At 49.0% G+C, this 23,280-nt stretch carries 21 protein-coding genes; 7 read left to right on the top strand and 14 right to left on the bottom strand.

The window, feature by feature from the left end; all coding sequences use genetic code 11:
• The first annotated feature begins 226 nt into the window (after positions 1–226).
• The 3 genes from BVK86_RS20385 (at position 227) to BVK86_RS20375 (ending at position 2,792) form a co-directional block, all read left to right on the top strand.
• Positions 227–910, top strand: coding sequence for a heavy metal response regulator transcription factor (locus BVK86_RS20385; RefSeq protein ID WP_075948116.1), 684 nt, complete (start codon positions 227–229; stop codon positions 908–910).
• Positions 907–2,295 carry a heavy metal sensor histidine kinase gene (locus BVK86_RS20380; RefSeq protein WP_075948115.1) on the top strand — a complete coding sequence of 463 codons (1,389 nt, stop codon included), beginning with the start codon at positions 907–909 and terminating at the stop codon, positions 2,293–2,295. Before BVK86_RS20385 ends, BVK86_RS20380 begins: the two co-directional genes overlap by 4 nt.
• 191 nt (positions 2,296–2,486) lie before the next feature.
• A complete protein-coding gene (locus tag BVK86_RS20375) occupies positions 2,487–2,792 on the top strand; it encodes a metal-sensing transcriptional repressor (RefSeq protein ID WP_075948114.1) in 306 nt (101 codons plus the stop codon).
• On the opposite strand, the gene BVK86_RS20370 is transcribed toward BVK86_RS20375, so the two are convergent.
• Entirely contained in the window at positions 2,789–4,099 is a 1,311-nt protein-coding gene (locus tag BVK86_RS20370) for an MFS transporter (protein WP_075948113.1), read from the bottom strand. The genes BVK86_RS20375 and BVK86_RS20370 overlap by 4 nt on opposite strands.
• Positions 4,100–4,458: 359 nt before the next feature.
• Here BVK86_RS20370 and BVK86_RS20365 point away from each other — a divergent pair, with 359 nt between their 5' ends.
• Genes BVK86_RS20365 through BVK86_RS20355 form a run of 3 tightly spaced genes read left to right on the top strand, consistent with a single transcriptional unit; the run spans position 4,459 to position 5,937 of the window.
• Complete coding sequence (locus BVK86_RS20365) at positions 4,459–4,734, top strand: metal/formaldehyde-sensitive transcriptional repressor (protein WP_028621219.1); 276 nt, start codon at positions 4,459–4,461, stop codon at positions 4,732–4,734.
• An 11-nt stretch (positions 4,735–4,745) separates the two neighbouring features.
• Positions 4,746–5,711, top strand: a complete 966-nt coding sequence (gene dmeF / locus BVK86_RS20360) for a CDF family Co(II)/Ni(II) efflux transporter DmeF (protein WP_075948112.1) — start codon at positions 4,746–4,748, stop codon at positions 5,709–5,711.
• A 43-nt stretch (positions 5,712–5,754) separates the two neighbouring features.
• Positions 5,755–5,937 (top strand): DUF1289 domain-containing protein, encoded by a 183-nt coding sequence (locus tag BVK86_RS20355; protein ID WP_075948111.1) that lies wholly within the window; start codon positions 5,755–5,757, stop codon positions 5,935–5,937.
• A 33-nt stretch (positions 5,938–5,970) separates the two neighbouring features.
• On the opposite strand, the gene BVK86_RS30585 is transcribed toward BVK86_RS20355, so the two are convergent.
• The 9 genes from BVK86_RS30585 to BVK86_RS20305 form a co-directional block, all read right to left on the bottom strand.
• Positions 5,971–6,228: a DUF7693 family protein gene (locus BVK86_RS30585; protein ID WP_425272401.1), complete on the bottom strand. Its 258-nt coding sequence runs from the start codon at positions 6,226–6,228 to the stop codon at positions 5,971–5,973.
• An 89-nt stretch (positions 6,229–6,317) separates the two neighbouring features.
• Positions 6,318–6,527 carry a hypothetical protein gene (locus BVK86_RS20345; RefSeq protein ID WP_075948110.1) on the bottom strand — a complete coding sequence of 70 codons (210 nt, stop codon included), beginning with the start codon at positions 6,525–6,527 and terminating at the stop codon, positions 6,318–6,320.
• A 1,084-nt stretch (positions 6,528–7,611) separates the two neighbouring features.
• Complete coding sequence (locus BVK86_RS20340) at positions 7,612–8,247, bottom strand: HAD family hydrolase (protein WP_075948109.1); 636 nt, start codon at positions 8,245–8,247, stop codon at positions 7,612–7,614.
• A 253-nt stretch (positions 8,248–8,500) separates the two neighbouring features.
• Positions 8,501–8,674: a hypothetical protein gene (locus BVK86_RS29845; RefSeq protein WP_167371513.1), complete on the bottom strand. Its 174-nt coding sequence runs from the start codon at positions 8,672–8,674 to the stop codon at positions 8,501–8,503.
• A 32-nt stretch (positions 8,675–8,706) separates the two neighbouring features.
• On the bottom strand, positions 8,707–8,898 hold the full coding sequence (locus tag BVK86_RS20330) for an MbcA/ParS/Xre antitoxin family protein (RefSeq protein WP_075948107.1): 192 nt from the start codon (positions 8,896–8,898) through the stop codon (positions 8,707–8,709).
• Between the two features lie 76 nt (positions 8,899–8,974).
• Entirely contained in the window at positions 8,975–9,784 is an 810-nt protein-coding gene (locus tag BVK86_RS20325; protein WP_075948106.1) for a hypothetical protein, read from the bottom strand.
• A gap of 308 nt (positions 9,785–10,092) precedes the next feature.
• Positions 10,093–11,994: a DEAD/DEAH box helicase gene (locus BVK86_RS20320; protein WP_231977945.1), complete on the bottom strand. Its 1,902-nt coding sequence runs from the start codon at positions 11,992–11,994 to the stop codon at positions 10,093–10,095.
• A gap of 1 nt (position 11,995) precedes the next feature.
• Positions 11,996–13,615 (bottom strand): HamA C-terminal domain-containing protein, encoded by a 1,620-nt coding sequence (locus BVK86_RS20315; RefSeq protein WP_075948105.1) that lies wholly within the window; start codon positions 13,613–13,615, stop codon positions 11,996–11,998.
• Positions 13,616–14,680: 1,065 nt separating this feature from the next.
• On the bottom strand, positions 14,681–15,244 hold the full coding sequence (locus BVK86_RS20305; protein ID WP_075948103.1) for a hypothetical protein: 564 nt from the start codon (positions 15,242–15,244) through the stop codon (positions 14,681–14,683).
• A gap of 433 nt (positions 15,245–15,677) precedes the next feature.
• On the opposite strand from BVK86_RS20305, the gene BVK86_RS20300 reads away from it, so the two are divergent.
• Complete coding sequence (locus BVK86_RS20300; RefSeq protein WP_139315784.1) at positions 15,678–16,418, top strand: hypothetical protein; 741 nt, start codon at positions 15,678–15,680, stop codon at positions 16,416–16,418.
• Between the two features lie 674 nt (positions 16,419–17,092).
• Here the strand turns inward: BVK86_RS20300 and BVK86_RS29490 are convergent.
• The 4 genes from BVK86_RS29490 to BVK86_RS20285 are packed head-to-tail and all read right to left on the bottom strand — an operon-like array spanning position 17,093 to position 23,215.
• A complete protein-coding gene (locus BVK86_RS29490; RefSeq protein ID WP_139315783.1) occupies positions 17,093–18,568 on the bottom strand; it encodes a site-specific integrase in 1,476 nt (491 codons plus the stop codon).
• Positions 18,568–19,107, bottom strand: a complete 540-nt coding sequence (locus BVK86_RS29485) for a hypothetical protein (protein WP_139315782.1) — start codon at positions 19,105–19,107, stop codon at positions 18,568–18,570. Before BVK86_RS29485 ends, BVK86_RS29490 begins: the two co-directional genes overlap by 1 nt.
• On the bottom strand, positions 19,091–21,247 hold the full coding sequence (locus BVK86_RS20290) for a hypothetical protein (protein WP_075948100.1): 2,157 nt from the start codon (positions 21,245–21,247) through the stop codon (positions 19,091–19,093). Before BVK86_RS20290 ends, BVK86_RS29485 begins: the two co-directional genes overlap by 17 nt.
• Before the next feature lie 18 nt (positions 21,248–21,265).
• A complete protein-coding gene (locus BVK86_RS20285) occupies positions 21,266–23,215 on the bottom strand; it encodes a hypothetical protein (RefSeq protein WP_139315781.1) in 1,950 nt (649 codons plus the stop codon).
• Positions 23,216–23,280: the final 65 nt, after the last annotated feature.

The following is a 23,280-nucleotide window of genomic DNA, read 5'->3' as shown; positions in this document are numbered from 1 at the left end:
AGGAGTCGTACTTCCGCACTGGATGGAAGGTAGGTTAAGCGCAAAAAGCTCAGATTCCCGATTACATTCTTGTAAGCCGCGTCTTCGCTGCCCCCGCTGAATTGCCCCCGAGCCTGTCGTGACTGCGTGCTTTCTGGCTGCTGTTGGGGCAATTACATTTGCGTAAGCTTCCGCACAGTCGTCAGATTGGTAGCACACTAGGACACCGCAAAACCGGAGCCCAAGCATGAAACTCTTGGTTGCAGAAGACGAACCAAAAATCGGAATGTACCTACAGCAAGGCCTCTTGGAAGCTGGCTTCAGTGTCGACCGGGTTGTGACGGGAACAGAGGCGTTACACCAGGCGTTAAATGAGGCCTACGATCTTCTAATCCTGGACGTAATGATGCCGGGCCTGGATGGCTGGGAGGTCATTCGATCTGTCCGCACAGCCGGAAGCTCGGTTCCTGTGCTGTTTCTGACTGCCAGGGACGGAGTTGATGACCGGGTCAAAGGCTTGGAGTTAGGTGCGGACGATTATCTAGTCAAACCCTTCGCATTTTCTGAATTGCTTGCCCGCGTCAGAAGCTTGCTTCGCCGTGGCGCCGCCGTACCAAACCAGACATCTATTAAGATCGGGGATCTGGAGGTCGATCTTCTAAAGCGACGGGCCTCGCGCTCAGGTCGACGCATTGACCTTACCGCCAAGGAATTTTCGCTGCTAGAGCTGCTGATGCGCCGTCGGGGAGAAGTCTTGCCGAAATCACTGATCGCATCGCAGGTTTGGGACATGAACTTCGACAGTGATACCAACGTGATCGAAGTCGCGATTCGTCGGCTCCGGGCCAAAATCGATGACGATTTCGACACCAAGATGATTCAAACCGCGAGGGGAATGGGCTACATGCTAGATGCTACGGATACAGAATGAAGCGCGCATCTCTTACCCTCCGTTTAAGCATGATGTTTGTCTGTGCCGTGGTGGCCGTGTTGGTAGTAGCAGGCTTTACCTTTGATGGGTTCAGTCAGCATCACTTTAAGGCCATCGACCGTCAAGCGATGACGGAAAAGCTCGAATCCATTCGGCAAATAATGGATGGCGAAGCTGGCTCCGCAGACCCTTCAGAAGTTGTGTTGCAACTACAGGCACTCCTTGGTGCTCACCAGGAACTCTCAGCCTCAATTATCGCGATGGGCGGGAAGACGTTTTTCGCGACTTCAAATGCAGTTGGACATCCCTCTTACTCCTCTGGTGACCCGAGGGAAGATATGTGGGAGTGGACAGCTGGAAGCCATATGTACCGAGGCATGAAAGCTCAAGTTCATTTGGCGAATGAAGCTGAGCCAATGACCGCGTGGCTGAGTCTAGACATCACAAGTCATATGCATTTCGTTGAGACTCTGCGCTGGTGGTTAGTGATCGGGCTGGCGATTAGCGCCTTGGTCAGCGCAGGTTTAGGGTGGTTGGTCGCGCTCAGCGGGCTGAAGCCGGTCGCACAAGTAACGAAAGTCGCGGCCTCGATGTCAGCCGGATCGCTGAAGGAGCGTATTCCGATGGATTCTGTGCCTCGCGAGCTAGAGCTCCTCGTCACTTCGTTCAACGCTATGCTGGCTCGCCTTGAAGAGTCATTTGCTCGGTTGTCTAACTTTTCAGCAGATATCGCGCACGAGCTACGTACTCCTATCAGCAATCTGCGCACGCATACCGAGGTCATCCTTACAAAGAAACGCGCGCCAGAGGATTATGAAGAGAATCTCTATTCCAACCTGGAGGATTTGAACCGACTTTCCAGCATTATTGATGGCATGCTTTTCTTGGCAAAGTCGGACAATGGTCTAGTTCTACCTGCCAAAGAGAAAATTGAGTTGCGTTCGGTCGTCGAGAAACTATTCGAGTATTACCAGCTTCTGGCAGACGACACAGGGGTAAAGCTACAGGTAGTCGGGCACGGCGCGGTGAATGGTGACAGGACGATGCTGGATCGGACGATCTCAAATTTGCTGTCCAATGCGCTCAGGTATACCCCACCTGACTGTACGATTTCCGTGAGAATCGAGCCCCTTGGCGACATGATCAGCTTGTCAGTGGAAAACCCCGGCGAGGAGATAGCGGTAGAGCATCTGGCCCGGCTGTTTGACCGTTTTTACCGAGTCGATCCCGCACGGAGAGAGAGCGCTACGAACCATGCGGGGTTAGGGCTGGCAATCGTAAAATCACTGGTCGACGCCCATGACGGCACCGTTGGATGTGTCTCCAGAGATGGCCATACGACCTTTATGATCAGCCTACCCGCGTGGCCTGCTGACCACGAGTGAAAGCAAAGAGATCGCCCGGCCCAGTCCACAAACATGGCGAGAACAAGCGCGAGTACCACCGTCATTGTGAGTGTTCTGCTGAACATGGCGTTCGGGTTTCAACTCGTCTTATAGGGTTTTGATACGTTTGACCCATCCCCCTATGGGGGATAGGATGCCGGCGTAATTCATTGAGGCCTGAGGCTCAAGTCATGAGTGAGCACGAACACGAATACGTACACGGCCATCCCCATACCCACCAAAGTCATGAGGCGATCATCAAGCGCCTCAAGCGAGCGGATGGTCATTTACGCGGCATCATCACCATGATCGAAGAGGGTCGTCAGTGCGTGGACATCGCCCAGCAGCTGCATGCGGTTGAAAAAGCGGTGTGCCAAGCCAAGCGCACGCTCATTCAGGATCACATTGATCACTGCTTGGAGGACACCGTCTCGGCGTTGAACAATGGCGAGCGCGCACCACTGGAAGCCTTCAAGCAAATCACCAAGTACCTCTAACTGTTTGGCCATCGGCGATGCTGATCATCGATCACATATGGGTGTTCATGATCGACGCCATCCTTGCCGTCGAGGTGAGTGTGATCGTCCGGCAGGTTCTCATGGGTGTGTTTGATCGACTCTTGGTCATGAGCAGGACGCCAGATCACAATGCTGACCACCAGTGCACTACCTGCCACGACAGCGAGCCCAACAAACGAGGCCGTGAGGCTTATGTTGGCACCCAGCCATCCCGCCAATGGGTAGGTAATCAACCAGCAGGCATGGGATAGCGCAAATTGGGCGGCAAACAACGCTGGGCGATCTTCGGCATGTGCCGAGCGACGCAACAATCGACCGCTCGGAGTCTGGGCCAAGGAGTAACCCACCCCGAGCACCATCCACAGCGGCAGCAAGAAGTTGTAGGTGGTCAGGTTGATGCCAACGGCCAAGCCTGCAACCAGTATTCCTCCACCAAACAGCATGGCCGTTCGGTCTTTGATGTTTTTCAACAGGCGAGGCAAGACCAGGGCCGCGACCATGGAGCCGCCACCAAATGCGGCCAACGCCAATGCTGTAGAACTCTGAGGAAGAGCGAAGCGCGACTGCACCAGCACCACCGTATTGACGATGACCATGGCACTAGCGGCAGCTACCGTCAGATTAAGAGCCAGCAGCCCTCGTAGGCGGGGTGTGGCAAGGAATATACGCATGCCTCGGGTGGTTCGTTCGTAGACGCTCCGTCGCGGCGTCTGCTTCGCCTTCGGCAGAAGCACCGTGGAGACCATGGCCGCCGAGGCGAGAAAACCGATGACGGTGCCGGCGAACAGGTTATGGAAGCTGATCACCGTCAGCAACGCGGCGGCGAGCATCGGGCTCGCGACACTTTCAAGATCGTAGGCCAGGCGTGATAGCGACAAGGCACGGGTGTAGTCATCTTCATCCGGCAGAATGTCTGGAATGGTTGCCTGGAATGTCGGGGTGAACGCTGCCGAGGCCGACTGAAGGACAAAAATCAGCACGTAGATTTGCCAGACCTCCGTCACGAACGGCAGAGCCAGCGCGACCAGTGCCCGCACCAAATCCAAAGAGACCAACATGGCTCGGCGAGGCAGGCGCTCTGCAAAAGCCGCTGCAATGGGGGCAAAGCCAATGTAGGCCGTCATTTTGATCGCCAGTGCTGTACCTAGGACAGCACCTGCTTGGGCGCCCGCAAGGTCGAACGCCAGCAGGCCCAGAGCGACAGTGGCGAGCCCAGTCCCTACGAGCGCGATCACTTGCGCGAGAAAGAGATGACGGTAGGTTCGGTTGGCTAGGATTTTCAGCATGGAAGATCTCATGTGGCGAAGTGCGTGATCTGGCAGTTACTGAACTGTTTACGAAGAGACGCAATCTGCTGGTTTTGTCTCTGTTGAGCGCTGATATCCCCCCTAGGGGGATATGGTTCGATCCTAAACCATAGACCATGGCAGCTCAAGAAATAGGCGCTAGGCCATCTATCGAATGATTGAAGTGCCGGCTCGCCTATCGGCTTGTATTGGTTCTGCACGGCAAGGCGACGTGCTCAAAGTTTCGATTGCAGCATTTGAATGCTGCAACGCTGCCGGTCGGATGTCTTCCTTCCCTGGCTTGTATGGCTAGTTGGAACGTGTGATCATACTTTCATTATAGGTAGGGGGGGTATGGTATGGGTCATGTAAGATCGAGCAAAGACAATCTTCTTAAACGCGTAAAGCGAATAGCTGGGCAAATCCAGGCGATTGAGCGAGCACTCGACTCTGATGATGACTGCTCGAAAACGTTGCTTTTGGTTGCTTCTACCCGTGGCGCTATCAATGGGCTGATGGATGAAATCATCGAAGACCACGCTCGTGAGCACGTCGCGAATCCGACACTCAGCAACGAAGAAAGAGCGAAAGGCGTCGATGAGCTTCTCGAAGCCATTCGCCGCTATTCCAAATAGGATTTACCCAGATGACTAATTCTTACACCGACTATTCCCACGACCATATGTTCCTTGGGAAATCACATGAAGAAAACGCCAAGCGAACCTTGTGGGTGGTGGCTCTGACCGTCGTAATGATGGTTGCTGAAATCACCGCAGGTTATCTCACTGGCTCAATGGCGTTGCTTGCCGATGGTTTTCACATGGCAACGCACGCTGGAGCACTTGGCATAGCCGCAGCTGCTTACGGTTACGCAAAAAGACATGCCTCAAGTGCTCGCTACAGTTTTGGAACTGGCAAGGTGGGAGACTTGGGTGGCTTCGCCTCTGCTCTGATTTTGGGACTGGTCTCCTTGGGGATTGCCGGAGAGTCGTTATTTCGCCTCTTTCAACCGACTCAAGTGCAATTCGGGACAGCGACTCTTATCGCAATTGTCGGATTAGCAGTGAATGTGGTGAGCGCGCTTTTGCTGTCTGGCGGTCATGATCATCACCATGGGCATGACCACGGCCAAGATGAATCTCACCATGCGCATGGTCACGACAATAATTTGCGATCTGCTTACGTCCACGTCATTGCAGATGCACTGACCTCGGTTCTGGCCATCGCTGCACTGCTTGCTGGTCGATACCTTGGTTGGGTATGGCTCGACCCTGCAATGGGGATTGTGGGTGCAGTTGTCATTGCTCGCTGGGCTTGGTCGTTGATGCGGGTGACTGCGGGTGTATTGCTCGACCAGACAGATGATCATGTCGCTGAAGAGATTCGTGAACTGGTTGAAACGCCGGGAGATGCTTCGATCATTGATCTTCATGTCTGGCAGGTAGGGCCGCAGGCCCGAGCCGCGATTGTGAGCGTCCTTGGCAGCCCAGCAGTGAATGCCGAAGACATACGAGAACGGCTTGCTACGGTTCATGAAGTCACGCATCTGACCGTTGAATACCGCACAAAGTCGGGCGCTGATTCACCGGATCAGGTCGCCGTTCTGGCTTAGCAGTGATCCCGCAGCACGCATAAGTTCGACGAGGAATTGAACAATGGCCAAGGACATCGAAAATCCCTGCATTTCTGTTTGCCAGCTGAACAGTGAACTGTGCGTCAGCTGCGGTCGCACCAAGGAAGACATCAAAAAATGGAAGCGCATGAAGCGTCCGGAAAAGATGGCCGCCGTACAGCGCGCGACTCTACGTCTGAAAAGCTTGCAAAAAAAGAACTCTTAAACACGGTCGTTTAGGTGATGGTGCAGAGCGCATTCAGCAGGCGCTCAACCTGTTCATGTTCCCAACCACACAAAAGTTCGACAGGATCTGTGCCGTAACCCTGCTAGGTTTCAAGAGACCCGACACGACCACGCTGAACGCCATGAGACCGTGATATACCTCATTCCATGACTGACTGCAGGCTTTCTCGATGACGCGTGTGCCGAGCGCGACGTCCGTCGGTACCTGGCAGACCTCGCGGGCGGTGAGAGGGGAGGTTGTATTCAAGTTGTTCTGCGTCCGCCACCGCATGCCCCTAGCTAATTGGTGGTGTGATGTAACATCAATGAGAAAGTCGATCTTCGGGCCAACGAGGCCCGGCTAGCCTACCAAGAGACTACTCACTCAGGCGTCATGAGCACAGCTAACGTCATGTTGATGAACTCTTCATTCTTGCTGATTGTGTCCAAAGCACCTCGAACATTGCCGGCGACCTCCGCTGATCCGCGCTGCTCGACCCAGAGTGTCAGCTCCATGATCGCGGCTTCAAGGGCTAGCTGGTTCTGATTGATCTTAAAGAGTAGGGAAGGGAGCAGGTCTGCGTTCGACATTGTGATTCCTCCGTGGAAGAGGTCAGCGTAGCAGGGGAAAAACTGAAGATAGGAAGACTTGAATCAAAGTGCCTGCAATGCCAATGGAGTCGCGCGCTGCGTAAGACTATCGATCAGAAGCACCTCGAAAAATGGCGTTGCGACTAATGCACGCTCAACTTCAGAAACGAGTGATTGCCAATCGCTTGGCATGTACAAATGCTCAGCTAGGCGACGGAACAGTTCTGCCGTCGTTGAGTCTTGGCCGTGATTTTGTTTTGAGTACAAGAAAGGGCCCCTTGAGCAAGCCGTTCGCTTAATTTTTTGAAGAATCTCAACCATCAGTGCCAGGATTTTTCGTTGTATTTTTGAAACGCACTGAGAAGATGATGTGCATTCGTTCAGCGCATTTTAATGCGCTGTCACCCATCATTCATCATGAATTAGCGCATTATAATGCGCTGATGACCGGTTTGATTATGGCCAAAGAACTCCCCCCTATTGTTCGCTGATGGCGCCTGGCAAGACGCCCACAGCCTGAAAATTGAGAATCCCTTGAATCCGTGAGAGAACCTGTATCACTAGTTACTTTGGCTTTGGCTTCGTTGCCAAAGACATGCTCGGCTTGGCGTTGGATCAACTCAACGTAATTCATTTTGGCCCTGGCGCGCGTTCGGCTAAACCGGTTGTTCGGTGCTTGCAAGCAACTATGATAGCGGGCTGATCCTTTTTCTTTCCATGCAGTTCTCTCAGCTTGTGCTGATAGTGCTTCGGGCGGGTAGCGGCTAGGGTCTTCTAGAGAAGATGAATTCAACCAGTTGGTCAGGGCCTTTCCGCTACGATGCTATACCCGCCTGCGGCGTAGGCTGAATGAGACTCTTGAGGATAAAATTCCTGAAATCGCGTACCTGCTTGATCCTGAATCGGGGGCTCCGCTTTAAAGCCTCATGACGGGGGCTTGATTTGTATAAGTCTCCAATGCTGTCGGGCGAGCGCCGATGCGCCGCGCGACAAGTTTGAAAGTTTTTTGCGGTTGGAGCGATATTCGCCTAACGCCACTGGGGCGACAGGCTGCAACGGTTGATCAGTCGCAGACGGTAGGTGCTCACTGACGTTTGCAGCTCAGAACCATATCGCTGAATTCATTGAGGCTGCTGAAGTCTTTACCGCCCTGTCGGTTCAGAAGAAACCCCGGTATGCCAACGGCGTTGGGGCCATCACGGTCACATTTTTCAGAATCACCGATCATGACCACATTGTCGCCTCCAGAGTAGTAGCTGGTGTCTGCTCCCAAGAGCTCGCATGTGCCCCTGTAAAAGAAAGGCTCGGGCTTCATGGCCCCGAGCGCGAAGCTGAAGCCGTAGGCATCCACAGTCGGGTACAGACGCCGAATAGACCACGCGTAAGGTGCAGCCAAATTTGACGCGACAGCTATTTTGATGCCCGAAGCCTGAAGCATTTCGACCGCACGAAGACCATCTTCGAATGCTTCAATGCTCTGAAGATCGGCCTCAAGATCTCCTTCAATATCGGCCATGTGGGCTGACTGGATTTTGATTCCAAACAGCTCTGCTGCCTCGGCCAAATTCAGGTTACGAGTCAGGATTTGACGAAGGTCGTCTGGGTGGGGCCGGCGCCCTTGTCGAATGCCTTCTCTCAAAATTTGACGATAGGGGTGTCGGCCCTGAGGAATCTGAAGGAGGGTGCCAAAGGCGTCGAATAGAACGAATTTGATAGGCATCTGGGCGCTTGAATGGATGGCAGGGTCGAAGCCACCCCGCAATATTGGGCAGAATACCTTGGATCAACACTGAGTGGTGGGGTGGCTGCTCCTCAAGCGTTGTGCACCCAACGTTTCAACCGCGAGCTTCCAGATCTCACCCTCTCTCGGAATCGTCATCGAGATGGGAGCTCCAATTGGTATGGCCCTGAATAGTCATTGAGAGCTTCGGGTGGTTGCTGATTCGGACGCTGGGAGCATTATCGTCTGTGCGCTATATGGCCTTATCCCCCGAATTTTTAAGATGCTGAGCCAAAGCCTCCTTCAATTCAAACAGCGCCTCTCGCAGTCGTGAATCCTCACGAGCATCGCCTGAGTTCGGCTTGAACGCTTCAACGTGCCTGAGTAAAGCTTCGGTGTCGTTTGTGTTGAGATCAAAAATAATCATGCTGAGTCCGGGGGGGTGGAGGAGGGCTCGCATTAGCAGGCGAATCCGTGATTGAGTTTTTCAAGCTCAGCCTTTATCAGTTCGTATCCCGCTTCAGTGCGAGCTAGCTCTAGTGGCGTGCTGCCCCCGAGGCTGGTTTTTGGTTGATTCAGCCAGCAGTCGGCCTTGGTTTTGTTGCCAAACATCTGCTCCGCTTGGCGTTGGATCAACTCAACGTAATTCATGGCTCGCTCTCGTGAGGTTGACCAGTGTGCGTTCGGTTTTAACCGGCGGTCGTGGTGGAAAAGCGTAATCGTTTTTTCATGCTCGATTGTACGATGGGGATATGTGATCCATCAGCTCTTCAAACTCTCCCTCAGAAGGTGAATATAGCGGCTCGAATCGACCCTCATCTCCCGCAAAGACATATTGGGAGCAGCGACACGCGTCAGCTTCTTCCTCACAGTTCTTGCAGGGGGAGGAGCAGATTTCAATCATCCGATCAATCGCTGTGGAGGGATCTAAAGGATCATAGGTGTCGGAGTAGCTCCAGTGCTCAATGGTCACCTCACCCTGGGCAAATCTCAGCACGCTTTCTGCGCTGCTGAACTCCCAGTTAGCCAATGCCCTTAAAGCTGGTAGAAGCACAACCCGGCAATAGTCGAATCGGTAGTTTTCTAGATGGCACAGCACGCGCCCCTCATCCTCTACTAAGCTCTGGAAGGAAATCTGTCCATAGCGCTCACCTAGGCTCTTGTATCGCAGTGGGTCAACCCGAATATGCTTGATGGCATTGTTGATCGCGTCGATCAACTCCATTTTGCGGTTACTAAGATACGCACCAGAGACCGCGAATTTTTCGTCAAAGGACTTCACTAGGTCTTTTCGATTTTCTTTTACCGCAGCTGCTGATCGGATGGCCTGCAAATAGTCAACACTGTGAGCCACAATCAAATTAACTCCAAAGGCTTGGTGGAGCAAAACCTCATTGTTCCTAACTTTCGCTTCCAGCTCCTCCTTGGCAGGCTCAAGGATAAATTCAATGTAGTGCTTGTAATCGTCGCACGCGTCTCGGATACAAGCGGTCATTTCGATCACCGGCTGCGACTTCGGATTATTGATGATTGCCATTGAGTATCCTTTTGCAGTGAATTCAAGCGACAACAGGCGCCATTCGCCTCACCCGACTACCTCGGTCAGATCTCGTCGACTGCCCACTGAACGATGCTTTTTTCGAAATGGCTAAGTGGTGCTGACTCTATCCTCAACGCCCAGACACGCAGTTTGTCGAGCAACTGAGTCAGGTTTTCTGACGGCAGAATGGCTCCTTTGAACTTGATCGAAATTTGAGTCGGTACTCCATACTCATCCAGCGCAGTAAGCAAAGGATCATGGAACAGGTTTTCCAGTTGCTCGGCGAAGAACCCGAAATTTCCAGGCTAAATACCTTTTTTAGTGAAGACGTCCGCTTGGATCTTGCTCAGCGCCATGATGTCTCGGGGAAGGCGGTAGGAGATGACATTGCGGATGAGCTTGAGCCTCTGTCCGATAGACTCGCTCGGTGTTCGGTCGGAATTATCTTCGTCAATAGCTTGCTGAAGATAGACCTGAAAGTCCTTCTGGGCCCTGAGCGCATTGATATGCCACGCGAGCTGTAGGCCTGAATGGATACCAAACTCAGGAAGCTTGTGGGGAAGGTGCTCATAAATCAGCGTACAGAGGTATTCGAGCTGCTTTTGTTCGGGGTTACCTTTCCAAGTGAGCCATACACGACTCAAAGCCAGTTCCCGCAGGATCCTATCCGCGACCTCCACCTGTCGATCAACCGGTAAGTGCCTGTTTTCGATCAGCGTCGATACGGACAGTTGAGGGGTAGCGTACGCGGCGTCCAGTCGCTGCCGCGACTGGTCGGTGAGATATTCAGGTTCAAGCTTCATCAGCAGTCCCATTGGGGAGACTTCGTTCTGCAGGCCAATTGGATAATCGACCGTCAGGCTTTTCTCCTCAGGGGGCTCTTCCAGCATGAACACCTTGCCGATGAAATATTGATTCATGCGTCCGGCGCGGCCAGAAATATTTTTGAAGGTGAAGAAATCAAAGGTGTTTTTGTTGATTCTGCGGTCATAGATGATGACATTTTCCGCCGAGGTGTTAACGCCCTCGATCATGGTGGACGTGCAGATGATGTAGCGGATGGTTCGCTCGTTGAACAGCTTTACGAAGTATTGCTGGATTGCTCTGGGGACACCGCCGTGGTGGATGCCTATCCCCAAAGCAATCGCCTTCGCCACATTCCAGTCCGGGTGATAATTTTCCGCGATCCACTCCGAGATTTCTCGGGTGTCTTCGAGCGGAGGAAACTCTCCCTCATCGATCAGAAATTGTGCGACTCGATTGGCGCTTGCTGGCGACTGGCAGTAGATCAAGGTAGGAGAGGAGATCTGCGCGCAAAGCTCAAGGAGTTTCTCTTTGCGTTCGTCGCCCCGCGTGCGCAGGTTGTAGTGGGTCACATCAACGGCCACTGTCGAGAAATTTGAGGGGATGAAGTTGTACTCATACCCATCAAGGCCCTGGATGTTTTGAATGTTGGGGCCAAGCAAATAGAACTGGGCACCCTGCTTCGCGAGCTTGTGGAAGGCAAGGCTTAGGTCGATCGATCTGTTTTTTTCGTCAGAGTCGCTGGCGAGGTCAAGCTTGTAGAATTCATCGATAACGACGAAGTCTACATCTCCCAAGTCGTCACGCTGCAGCACCCGTTCTTGGGTCAGCAAATACACATTGATGAGCGACTCGTTCGCCTCTTGGCTGGGGTGCGTGATGACGTTGCATGACTGCCTGAAGCGCCTGACCAGTCGGCGTCGTGTCTCGTCGATGAGTGCGATCGTCGGCACGATCACCACAGCCTTTCGAAATTTGCCCTGAGCCAGTACCGCATCGATCACTAAGCTTTTGCCAACGCTGGTCGAGGCGCTGAGTACGACGTTTCTACCCTGCATCAATAAATGGAAAACGTGTGCCTGCAGTCGGTGGAAAACCATGCCTTTTTCTACTCCTTCCACCCGATGAACCTCATAGGCTAGGCGATCGGAAAATGAAACGTTCTCCAAGTGCGGGGTGATATAGGGGAAGAGGCCAACGGTACGAACCAAGCTGAGCAAAAGCGACTGCTCCACGTCGTCGAACAGCTCGAATTTATCGAGAGATCGGATGACAAGATCGCGACCTTCCCATTCGGGATGGCCCCTGTTCACAATGTGGCTCAGCCCCATAAGTAAACCAGCTTTGTCACTGTTTTGATGGCAAAGCAGTTCCAGCTGTTTTTTGATGAAGTCGTATTTCATATCAACTGGCAGCCTTGCAGAGCGTGTTGAATTTCTGGACGAGCTGATGGATGCTCTCAATCGGTACTAGGAAAACGACCACCCTGACCTGTTTGATCTTCGGCGGTAATGTACTGGCCAGCGCGTTGTAGTGCAGGGTGACCTCTGCTTTGAGGTTGGTTAGGTAATCCGAGAGGTAGCCTCCAGACAACGCTTCGCTGTCGTAGGCCAACAAGATCGGGAAGCACATTACGTTTAGCATGTCCTGTGCGGGAGCGTTGCGATGCAGAGCCTTATTGAATGCCTCGGCGGTAGGGAGGTGATGATGAGGCTCACGCAGTGCGATGATGACCTCGCGCTCCTCAGTTAGCGCCGCCCTGGAGATCGTGGCATCCAGCACATCGCAGATCTCTTTGAGCGTCTGATCCATCGTTCCGGTGGAAATCATCCGCGACAAGCCAAGCCATAGCTGGTCTGCCTGTCCCGTCTGTTGGACGATGTGAGCGTTGCCGAACTCGGAAAGTTTGCCATTGACCGCATAGAAAACTTTGCACGCAATCGGCTCGCTATTTTCCCGACTTCGCAGAATGGTGTGGAGGATCAGTTCTGCAATCAAGCGATCACGAGGGATGGCTGCGTTGTTCAACGTATTGATAGATTTCGCCAGTACCATGGGAGTGTGGTGTACCTGAAAGTTGGCGATTTCACTCGCCCGCAGACAGAATTCAGGTAACCATTGCATCAGATGTTCGGCCAGTTGATGGCCTCGCCATTCTTCAAAATCGTACTCGACGTCAAAGCCAGAAAGTGACCGCAGTAAGCCGTCTTCCGTGGTCGTGTGAAACTCTACCAGGAACGGGTCGGGTTTGGACTTGTAAGGTTTGGCGAAAGAGGCGGAGTGCTTCGCTGCCACATCGAGCAGCGCTTTTAGTCTTGCGAAGGCCGCAATACGGGTGATGATTTTTTGCTCTGGTGCAGTTTTGACATCGGCAGTCGCTGCGTCATCTGCCCAGCTCAAGAATGCCTCGTAAATGTCCTTCTGCTGGCGGTGAGAAGGGCTCTCACCGTACAGATCAATTACCTCCGCAAGCATGCGCAGATTTGTTGCTTCCAACGACGCCACATCACCGCAAACCTGCCAAACGAAATGGTCTGCCCAATAGGTGAAGTCTCGACCTCTGGCGGATACTGACTTGGGGAATTTTTTGGCCAGTTTCTGGCCCCGATCGGTGGCGGCGTCAGGTTTAACCCGTTTGTCCAACGCCTTGGTGAAATACTCCAGTGCTTTAGCGATGTCTCGCTTCGATACAATCCTGAAGCAGGCCAAACCAGGTCGGACGTCGCATTTCAACGACTTCTGGAAAAGTGAGGAGTCAGCCTTTTGCTTTTCCAAGGCAATGCTTTCCGTCAGGTTCCACTTTTTGTCGTTTTCCGTGGTCTTGACCTGGATGTACTCGTTGACGGTCTCTCCCGCCTGTTGCGAGATTGCGACGATGTCATCGGCAGTTTCACACTCTACCTGCAGGTAAGTGCTGTCGCGAAGCATCTTCAATATAAACGTTACGGCAACGTGATCCTGGTATTTGAAACCCTGCCGAGCCGCAGGCCCACCTTTGTTTGACGGGCTGGGAATACTCACCATGACATCCTTGTATCGACGGAAGAAGGTTAACGGCCCGGCTTTGCTCAGAAGTCGCAGAAGCTCACCGGCACGCCGACTGATAGCGTCAAGCTACCACTATCGACAATTGTCCGACTATCCCTAGTTCTACGACGAAGGCACGGAGCATTCCTCTGCGTTCGGGATCACGATCTTAAGCCTCAGTTCCACTTGGCCGTCGAACATGAACGGGTATTTCTTGGGGGCCACCAACACAGTGACAAGGTTGTACAACCGGCATTGATCCTGACTCCGTTGGCAGTTTCCATTTACCTTGAGGCGATGGATTTCAGGGCGTTTAAAAAATCCTGGATGTGTTGTTCGCTGCCCAAAGCACAGCCCGCTTCGAGCAATGGCTTCCGGTATTCAAATATCGAATGATGCGAGTGAAGATTTTGACCGCCCTGAAACAGGCCCTGGACAGCATCTTATTGTCGAGGGCCTCCAATGCTCGCCCTGCGGGCTCAAAGCGTCCGAGCGGGCTTGCGACTTTTCGCAGCGCTACAGGCAGGTGTGGCAACGGTTACAACAGTTGAGGTAGCTAGTTTGTGTGTGTTCACGGAGGCACTCTTGTTTCCAAGCTGCTCCTCCAAAAGTTTTCGCACCGACTCGATTGTCAGTATTCGCGACGACTCGACTGCGGAGGCGGTAGATTGGCCAGCCGCTGTCAACACTAAAACCGTGTCTAAAGCGGTGTTAACTGACGCAGCCGCAATGTTACCAACGCCATCTTTGATCATGATGATAGCCTCAGTTGAGAAGCGTCCTGCAACGCTGCAGGCAAGGCTATCAGTCAGCCTAACGCTGAAACGGGTGGGTCGTTGTTGTGAGTGATAGGCGGCAGTCTTCGAAAAAATTTGCGTCTGCATACCTCGGTGGTTTTTGACGCCCTTGATGATGGATGAGGGCGGAGTCAGCCTCCACTAGAGCCAACACCTGATAAAGCAGCAAATGTAATTGCTTTTGCATTGACGCCTCTTGCCTTTTTTAAAGGTCGCTCATGGCAACTAGAACTGTTTAAGGGCGTCCAAGAGCCCACCTACAAATTTAATCTTTGAAAAGGTCATCGTCCGCTTTAAAGTCCATTTGATTGTAAAGTATATTTTCGATGTCCCACTCATCAGCGAAAAGGAATAAGTTGTAGGAGTAATCAATAATTCCCAGTTCTTGGGTGGAAACAATGTCTTTCGAATGATTTCTAAAAATCCTGCCACCGTCTGACGGATTGAATATTTTATCTTCCGGGAAAACGGAAAGTGCCCATGCATCAAAAATGACGCCAGCCGCCAAGTCCGCCCATAAAGCCTCAAATACGTCCCGGTTCTTTACGCTTAACCGTTGGTCTGTCAAAACCTGCAAAAGCCCCTCTGACGCATGAAGCAATTTTACAGGTGACAAAGCATTAATGACAAATGCGCGCTCCATCAGCTCAAATACTCTCGTGTCAATGCCGTCATCCCATAAGATAGCGATACGTTGTAACCCAACTGTAGGGCGTAGATGAAAGTTCACTTCTCGACTTTGGGGCATTGAAAGTATCGTAAAGGCGCCTTCTTCTTTGGCATCCAAAGATGACTGATATTCTGTGTAGAAAAATCTAGAGTATTGCATTTTATAGAACTCCTATTGGGAGGTTTTAGAAGCTAAGTAGGGAGTCTAGAGTTTGTCAAATTCTGAGTTGGTTGTGGTTCAGTACTGATTTGTTTGAGGCGGAATCAATTTTATGTTGATGCGCGTATTAATTTTTGCTGTAGCTGAGTTTTTTTGCACTCTCTTAAAAAAACGGATTTAAATCATGAGCTTAGGGGTTGATGATTTATGCATGTATTGGTGTTGTATGTGTGTGAAATTGTGTTGAATTGAAGTTGTTCGATTATGATGAATATTATCGAGCCGACTAACGGCTAGGGACTTTGTAGGGCAGATCTTCTGCCAAGGTGCTAGGCTTTTGAAACTCGTTCCATACTATAGGGGTTGAGTAAGCAGTAATAAGAGGTTCATTTTTCTCAGTTCTTTGATCAATAAAATTGAGAGGTAGTGAAAAATGAATAGAAGTGATAGACGCCGTTTAGAAAAGGAGTTCAAGAAGGTGCTTAGCACCGCTGGAGATTGCTGTGGACTTTGTGGTAAAGCTCTTGAGCACAACAGCAAGACTTTCGGTGGTTTTGTCACCGGTTCGCAAATAACTCTCGCAGGAGAATGCTGCGTTAACAAAATGGTGTCTGTTATGGCCTCTGGCGTGTACGTGACGGAAAATATCGATAGCATACCGCGTATAAAACCAAACATTAAAAGTAGTCATGTTACACAGGAGGGCGTAGCGACTGCCATCGCATCGATCCAGTCGCATTTCACTACTTTGGATAAAATGTCCGACCGCGTGATGAGGCAGGCCGGAATCAAAGGTCAGCCTAACAATGTATATCTTGGGGAAATCCCTTGGAAAGCTGATGACTCAGATTGGTTTAAGGCCCACCCCAACCGTTCACATCGAATGCGACCTATCTATAGCGGGGAGGCGGTTACTCTATCAAAGGAACTAATAATACCTCCACCCCTTGAAAATCATCGTTATGAGATTCTTGTACGACAAGTTGAGGTTGGTAAAAGGATTCGTACGGTTTTTTGCAGAAATACAAAAGCTTATATTCCAGATGAGGAAGAGGTCATTCACGCAATCTTCGATATCGTATCTAGGTCGGGCACTACTGGAGTACTTACCTTTAACGAGGTAGAGGCATTAGCGGTAAGATATAATATCTCTCTTTCTGCCAAGCCCCATTAATTCGGCGGGTTCTAGGGAGGACTTGGATGTCAAGTAGAGCACTCCCTCCACTGAACTGCCGTGCTTGAGTTGATACTGATGGAATGATTTGTCCGTCGGGGTTATCGTGTTTGGATGGCTGCTATGGAGTTGGGTAGTGGCATGAGATTACAGGGGAAGTGTGGCTTGCAGTCTGGGGTATGCAACACGGAGCTTGCGCTATGCGTTGCTTGGTTCCGGATTACAGACGACTGGCGGCCCAGCACCGTTATCACAAAAACCTTAGCGGAAGCAGGCTCAACTACGTGTTTATCATCAACTCTGACCAGGATCATATGCGTGCTTTACATGGTCTATGGGAAGCGATCTGTACGACTTATAAAATCTACCAAATCAAGCGTAGGATGGCCGCTAACTGTTGTCGCTAATCGAAGTTCCTCGGCGTGCTCTACATTCAACATGCCTCAGACGAACCTTTTGATCTGTTGCGGGGCGCAAGAGAGATAAGCACACGAATATCAGTAGATTTTATATACTTATGTGATGATAAAGTTATAAATAGGTCTCGTCTAAGTGTTGGAGTTTGTTCTGCGTATTTGGCTAAAGCAGTATAGCTGAGGCTCCCTCCGAAACACACCTGTGTCTGGATGATTTTTAGCTGTGACTAACTCCGTTGGTTTGAGCTAAAAATATCCCTACATGTCTTTTTTAGTTTGTAGAGCAAAGAGTTGGTGTTCCAGTACTTTTAGTGCCTTCCTGATTTCGTCAATCTGATCACTGTTGCGACCTTTCGTTTGGATCTGATTGCGATAGCAAAAATCTAATAGTGAGTTCTTGGTTTGCTCGATATCATCTTTAGTTGAGTTTAATTTTTGAAGGTTATCATCCGAGGTTAACAATTTGTACTCCTCATCAACATATGTCCAGACAGATCTTGGATCGCGATGCCCGGTCTTTCTTATGACTACTCTTGAAACATCATCGCGCAATGCAGGCGTAAGCTCCCGAGCGAATTCAGGGTTGGTGTTAAACCTAAGAAGCAGTTCTGCCTTGACTTCGCGCGTTATAAAACGATGGCGAAACATAGAAAGGCACATTTTTATATTTCTGAATCCAGCACTTTCACATAGCCGATCAAATTCTTTGGTGATAGAGCTTTTGTTAAGTGTCCCGCCATTTTCTCCTAGCAAAACACGATTGGGCTCTCTAATGGTAATATGTGTTTCGTTCAGAAAATTTATGAATGAAGATCTATCATCAAAATACGTTTGAAGTGTTACGGCGAGATTCAAGTTTATTTTAAGGCGTCGTGTAAGTTTATAGTTTCTCGTTTTTTTGGTCGGAAGGAGGATTATTAGGCTCTCCATGATGTTTGCGTTCTCTTCAAGAGGCATGTCATAAAGCTCTTCAGGCCGCAGTCCGAAACTGGTCATCATATTGACAACAAACATGCGTCTGCTGAACAAATATTTTAAGTTCGCTTCAAATAGTTCAACGTTATTTATTTCTTTGAGTTTTGAGCGAGCGGGCAATTTAGATGTGATATGACGTCTAAATATTTCATCGCGGATCTTTGCGATAAATGTGTCTGGTATTGCAAATTTGTCATTGATAGGTGATGACTTCGCCACTAAAAGTGGGTGCCAAATATAGGGCTTGGTACTTCTAGGTGAAAGACGCCACTCTACAGTGATACGTGGATGCTCAGATGAAACACCAATCAAAGGTGTCTCGGTTTGCAGCGGGTGCTTTTCCTGTACCCACATCAGAAAGTATAAGCTCGTTAGCTGAATACTACGAACGTGGGCTTTAGATCTTGATTTCTCCTCAATGCCTCCTTGGGGTGTTTTTGTTTCTTCACTGAGTTCTGTGGTGAGGCTTTTAAAATAGGTATCACTGAAGTCGTAAAAACTGATGTCTCGGGAATAACAAAATCTGATTAAGTGGGTGATTAAAGTTGCATTCGTTTTGGCAGATTCGTGTCCGGTACTACGGTTTGCAGTTTCAGCAAGCCAAATATTGACGAGGTGACATGGATAGCCGTTAGGCCAAAACATCAAGGGGAGTTCGGGTATTTCAAGGTAAGTAACGAGATGTCGACTACCCTTCATAGCAGGCGTAGCTCCTGAAGGTAGTCGAACATTTGATAAAATTCTATAGAGTTGAGTCATTATGTCTTTCCTCCCTTGACTAGATGAAGTGAGGCACTTTCTCGGGGGGCGTGTGATGTGATTTGTGAGTATTTTCCCACTGAAACATTTAAGAAGTTACTTATTTTTAAGCGCAGAAAGTCTGATAATGAAGGGTCAGATAGCAATGAACGTAAAAAATCATAGGATTCCAGGTAAGCCATAGCACATAGATGAGCTTCCAGTAGCGCTCTTTTCTCCAGTTCTTTTACACTTACTGACGTGTCTTGCAAACGTGTCTTGGCGGTGATTTCAGCGAAGGCTTGGAGTCTTAAATCCTTTAGATATTCCCAGGTTGTTAAATAATGATTGGGGGTGGTTAAACTTCTATTGTTTAGTGCCTGTTGCTTAATAGTGTTATAGGATTTTTTGACAAAACAGCCAGGAACTTCAAGGTTCATAAAGCTTCTGAAATCAGATAGAAAACTTGTCTGATTATTTGTGGGTTTGGTTTGGTGGCTAATTATGTTTATTAACCATCTGATTCTTGCTTCTAGGTTTTGCTCAGTTGTATCTCTCATCAATCTCTCCATTGAATCGTACGGCAAAATCAAGAGTGGTAAGCGAGCCGTCACTATCTTTGATTTCTAATGTGTACACTGTACTTTTATAAATATCAGAGCGTTGCATTGCACCCAGAAAATGGTAAAATTTATCCTTTGACAGAGCAGAGATTTCCGAAACATCAAAGTGTTCACAGATATATGAGTATAGCGCGCAAAGCCCATTGTTTCCTGATTTCAACAGCACCCCGTTCTCCAAGGAGAGCAGTTTGTCAGCAATACACTCACTTTCATACCTGACACTTTCCGGATCGTCGTGAGAAAAAGAAATATAAGCATCTAGGTCTTCGAGGTTTGTGTGTCCGGCTGCATAGCTCAAAATGCTTCTAAGTTTATTGTCGTGGTGTTTATACATAATCAAAAGAAAGAATTTTCGCATCTCATGTATGCGAATAACCCACGGGGTTCCGTTCTCATCGTTTGGAAGGTTGTGCAGTGCACAAAAGGTATCAATGGATTTGTTTAGCGTATAGCTTAGTGCTTTCCCAGTGGGCGCCTTTAAATAATGGTCTGGAATATAGAAGAGGTAATCCCTGATCGGGCCGCTTTTGTCAGCGTAGATTTTAGATAGTTCAGATCCCATTACTTGAAGAAGTTGTATCGCGCGCGCGGCCACAGATGGAATAGGGCGAGTTATCGTTTGCCTTGCACCCATCATTCCGCTCTTTTCTAGCTCTTGTATCAGGAGGGCTCCCCCACCCTCGAACTCACTGATCAAGCAGTTTCTTTTCAGTTTATGAATCTCCCCATCCCTAATTGGTTTGCACATCCCAATTAGTAATGCACAAGCCCCGTAGAATGCTTCATGGAGTATTTTGAAGCTAATCCCCTTATCGATGTTATGATTGCGCACATTTGATGTGAGAGATACGACATTGAATCTTTCACATAGAGACTGTGAGGGGATGTTTGGTGTATCTGGGGTCAACCATTTTTGTCGGGTGTTTTCGAAAAGCTCATTCATTCTTTTAGTTAAAAAGGTAAGGCTTCTAATTTCTCTTATTGCAGTGTAGTTCCTAGCATAATGCAGGACTGCTTGCACAATGGTGGGCCCATATACAACAACCATTTCAGACGCCTTTTGAATTGCATTTAAACCAACCTCAATCGGTATAAGGCGGGTGTGGCCATCCAGTCGCAATTTTGAAGTGCTAGTTTTCTCGAATGCACTATTGGCAATGTGAGGAATTTCATCTGGAATTAACGAGTGGGCTGAAAAGAGTATTTTCAACTGGCGCTTATGCATTCGCATGGTCTGCCTTGTAATTGTCTCGTCCTTGGATTTAGGACTCCTGCGAGGCACCGGTGGCGGCGCTGTGGTGTAACCCGTATTCGCGCGATTGGCCGGCCTATCGAATTGATCCAAGAATACGCCCATACTGGAATACCTATCCAGAACGGGGTAAGAACAGCCTAAAATTTGATGTAAATGGCGTCTTGAAATAATCAGGAGCTTCCTCCTTTTACTGTGCACAATCCCATTTTTTCTGGACAACCATAAGAAGGTGTCGGATATAAATTTTTTATCTAAATGATACGGGTCTCTAAGCAATTCTTTAAGGGGGATGTCGCTTTCAATGTTTTCGTGCGCTGTGGCGATGAATCTTTCCTTCAGTTTTAGAGTATTTATAATGCCTCCTGAAGCAAACTCTTCAAAATACCCAACTAAATGATCCTCAGTGATCAATCTGAAGCCATGTTTTTGAGGTGCAAAGACAGAGCCATGAAGTACAAGCCAGCGTGAAAAATTAATTATGGCTTCGACTGCTATAATCCACTGTCTGGCAGTTTTAAGATCGCCGGTCAAACTCCCCATCCTCAAATGAAAGGCAATTTTCTGTAGTGGGAATAATAGTTTTTGGTTTTGAGGATCGGTCAGCAATGATCCATCTGGCATCGGTGCATCAAACTTTAATTTAATGATTTCATTGTTTCGTTGTTCGTCGATAATTTCCCAGAGCTTGCTTCCAATACTTCCCGAAACGAGCCAGTCAGCTTTATAGTCTGTATGGGCAGCTGTCCCAAGTTTTCTCGCTTGGGTAATAAGGTAATTGATGCTGTCGGCCTCGTTGATGCCAGTAGCTTTTCTGCGCGGCAATTGAAACCTCCGATATTTCTAGAGCTTTCCAGATTTAGTTCCAATCTCGACAAAACAGCTAAGATATTTCGGCATTAAAGAGATCGCTTCCTTATGCGCTTCTTTTAGCTCATAGAATGAGTCTCCAACGAAGCGACTGGCAATCCGAAAGTCGACTTCTGTAGCGCTGTCAATATCAATCTCTGCGGCACGTCTGAATAACTCTGCTACACTTGCTAAAGACCTTGGGCTGAGTCCCGTAACCGGATTGATAATATATTGCTTATTCGGTGATAAGGTGAGGGCTTTCTGCTCATAGGCATATAAAGCCGCTAACGTATGAGAAGAGACTCCAAGGTTGAGATCGCCCGGCTGTGTAGGTCGTTGGTAGGTTTCTCCTTGAGTCGCGTCTTTTTGGTATTTTGATAACCTCTTTTTCGCGATCCTACTAAATGGATCAATTCCTGCGGCTTCGTTCAATATTTTATATATGAACTCGTGAAGGTCGCTCTCCGACTCAAAGTCACTGGCATCCAGCATCCAGGGAGTTCCCTCATTTGCTACGACAAGAATTTTTTGCTGCAGAATTCTGAGCGTTCGATTCGCAAACCTCTTTACCAGCCATGCAGGTATATAATTTGTTTCAACGACAGCGGGAGTGTTTCCTAGAATCATCGAGGTAAGTGCTAAACTTCCAGAGCGCAGGAATGCTAGTATCCCTTGGGAGGCACGAATGGTACCAAGGGAGAATTTGAGTTTTCCACTTTGAACGTCAATGTCTCTTGAAATGCGTTCTAACAGTGAGTTTTTCGGGTTGGACAGGCTTTTGTTGTTGGGGGACGTATTTATACTTTTTGCGCTGATATAAATGAATAGACGTCTCCAGTCAGGGCGGCCGCTAAGTTTCAGCTGTTCCCGAAGCTTGCCAGTGGCCTCAATGACAGTTGCAATAATACGGCGGCTTGTCTGGTTTAGATATGAATGTTTCCTGCTTTGTGCTCTCGGTTTTGATATAGAGAACCGAACCCTGTCCAGTTCCGTGTCAACCAACAAGTATGAATCATTGTTTTTCATGTATAAATCAGCAAGCGAAATCCCTTCGGGAGTGAAAACTGGATTATTCATTACTAGTATTGCAGAGGCTGCGTGGCAATCAACGATACTTAAATAACCCATTAGCCGATTCAGGTACTCATTTGCACTGCTGGCCTTTATATAATTTTGAGGGCAGATTTCTTTTGCTTGTTTGTAAAGCGCTCGAATTCTTTTCGATTTGAGGGATCTTCCAAAGTCGGTTTTTCTTATTTGATTTCCGTTAATTTCCTTAATAAGTCCAGTGTCTATATGGTGTTTGCATACAGCTAAGAACCAATTGAAAGCAAGTGGATTGTGTATGTCGCAAACATGCTTGCCAGCATTACAATAATTTCTGGAAGCGATTGAGTCTTCTAACTCGACCACTGGGATCTTCGCGATGATGTCTCTGCCTATCGTGTGCGCTTCTAGCATTTCATCCCAATAGTTAGTCAAGGCAGTTGATATTTCGTTGCAAGTCTTTTCTAGGCCGCTTTTGAAGTTGGAGAGGTAAACATCATCTGCTTGACTTAAATCTCTTTCGATCAAAAATTTCTTCGGAAGAATTTCGCCAATTGTTGTTGCGGAAGCTATTGCTTTACTTTGAAATTTAAACGGTGGAATTTTTGACTCATTTTTCAAAGTGGTATTCGAAAGACGTGTGGAAGGAAGTGTTACCCGGGTCGGTATTACGCCTATTTGTTTAAGTTCTTTGTAGAACCTAGAGATGCATTCCCAGTATGTTATGCGTGTTTCGTATGTAACATCGGTCATATGAAGCACGGTTTCAAAATGAGTGATAATTAAGTTTTGCCACGCTGAGGCTTCGTCGTGTTTCGGCCATACCTTTAATTTTTTGTTATGTAGCATTACACGTAATGCTTCTAAAATATTGCCATAAGACGACTCGCTCAATCTCTCACATAAGCTTCTCGCACAATCCACTAAAATCTCAACATGTCGTAGAGTTAGAAACTTTG

This window comes from Pseudomonas reinekei, assembly GCF_001945365.1.
Taxonomy (GTDB): Bacteria; Pseudomonadota; Gammaproteobacteria; order Pseudomonadales; family Pseudomonadaceae; genus Aquipseudomonas; species Aquipseudomonas reinekei.
This window is presented reverse-complemented; position numbering and strand designations above follow the sequence as displayed.

Bases quoted from the DNA above. Each gene is read 5' to 3' on its own strand.
- BVK86_RS20370 (WP_075948113.1), bottom strand. From the start codon at position 4,099: ATGCTGAAAATCCTAGCCAACCGAACCTACCGTCATCTCTTTCTCGCG.
- BVK86_RS30585 (WP_425272401.1), bottom strand. From the start codon at position 6,228: ATGCGGTGGCGGACGCAGAACAACTTGAATACAACCTCCCCTCTCACC.
- BVK86_RS20380 (WP_075948115.1), top strand. From the start codon at position 907: ATGAAGCGCGCATCTCTTACCCTCCGTTTAAGCATGATGTTTGTCTGT.
- BVK86_RS20340 (WP_075948109.1), bottom strand. From the start codon at position 8,247: ATGCCTATCAAATTCGTTCTATTCGACGCCTTTGGCACCCTCCTTCAG.
- BVK86_RS20385 (WP_075948116.1), top strand. From the start codon at position 227: ATGAAACTCTTGGTTGCAGAAGACGAACCAAAAATCGGAATGTACCTA.
- BVK86_RS20315 (WP_075948105.1), bottom strand. From the start codon at position 13,615: ATGGTGAGTATTCCCAGCCCGTCAAACAAAGGTGGGCCTGCGGCTCGG.
- BVK86_RS29490 (WP_139315783.1), bottom strand. From the start codon at position 18,568: ATGACTCAACTCTATAGAATTTTATCAAATGTTCGACTACCTTCAGGA.
- BVK86_RS20305 (WP_075948103.1), bottom strand. From the start codon at position 15,244: ATGCAATACTCTAGATTTTTCTACACAGAATATCAGTCATCTTTGGAT.
- BVK86_RS20300 (WP_139315784.1), top strand. From the start codon at position 15,678: ATGAATAGAAGTGATAGACGCCGTTTAGAAAAGGAGTTCAAGAAGGTG.
- BVK86_RS29845 (WP_167371513.1), bottom strand. From the start codon at position 8,674: ATGATTATTTTTGATCTCAACACAAACGACACCGAAGCTTTACTCAGG.
- BVK86_RS20355 (WP_075948111.1), top strand. From the start codon at position 5,755: ATGGCCAAGGACATCGAAAATCCCTGCATTTCTGTTTGCCAGCTGAAC.
- BVK86_RS29485 (WP_139315782.1), bottom strand. From the start codon at position 19,107: ATGAGAGATACAACTGAGCAAAACCTAGAAGCAAGAATCAGATGGTTA.
- BVK86_RS20365 (WP_028621219.1), top strand. From the start codon at position 4,459: ATGGGTCATGTAAGATCGAGCAAAGACAATCTTCTTAAACGCGTAAAG.
- BVK86_RS20330 (WP_075948107.1), bottom strand. From the start codon at position 8,898: ATGAATTACGTTGAGTTGATCCAACGCCAAGCGGAGCAGATGTTTGGC.
- BVK86_RS20320 (WP_231977945.1), bottom strand. From the start codon at position 11,994: ATGAAATACGACTTCATCAAAAAACAGCTGGAACTGCTTTGCCATCAA.
- BVK86_RS20345 (WP_075948110.1), bottom strand. From the start codon at position 6,527: ATGTCGAACGCAGACCTGCTCCCTTCCCTACTCTTTAAGATCAATCAG.
- dmeF (WP_075948112.1), top strand. From the start codon at position 4,746: ATGACTAATTCTTACACCGACTATTCCCACGACCATATGTTCCTTGGG.
- BVK86_RS20375 (WP_075948114.1), top strand. From the start codon at position 2,487: ATGAGTGAGCACGAACACGAATACGTACACGGCCATCCCCATACCCAC.
- BVK86_RS20325 (WP_075948106.1), bottom strand. From the start codon at position 9,784: ATGGCAATCATCAATAATCCGAAGTCGCAGCCGGTGATCGAAATGACC.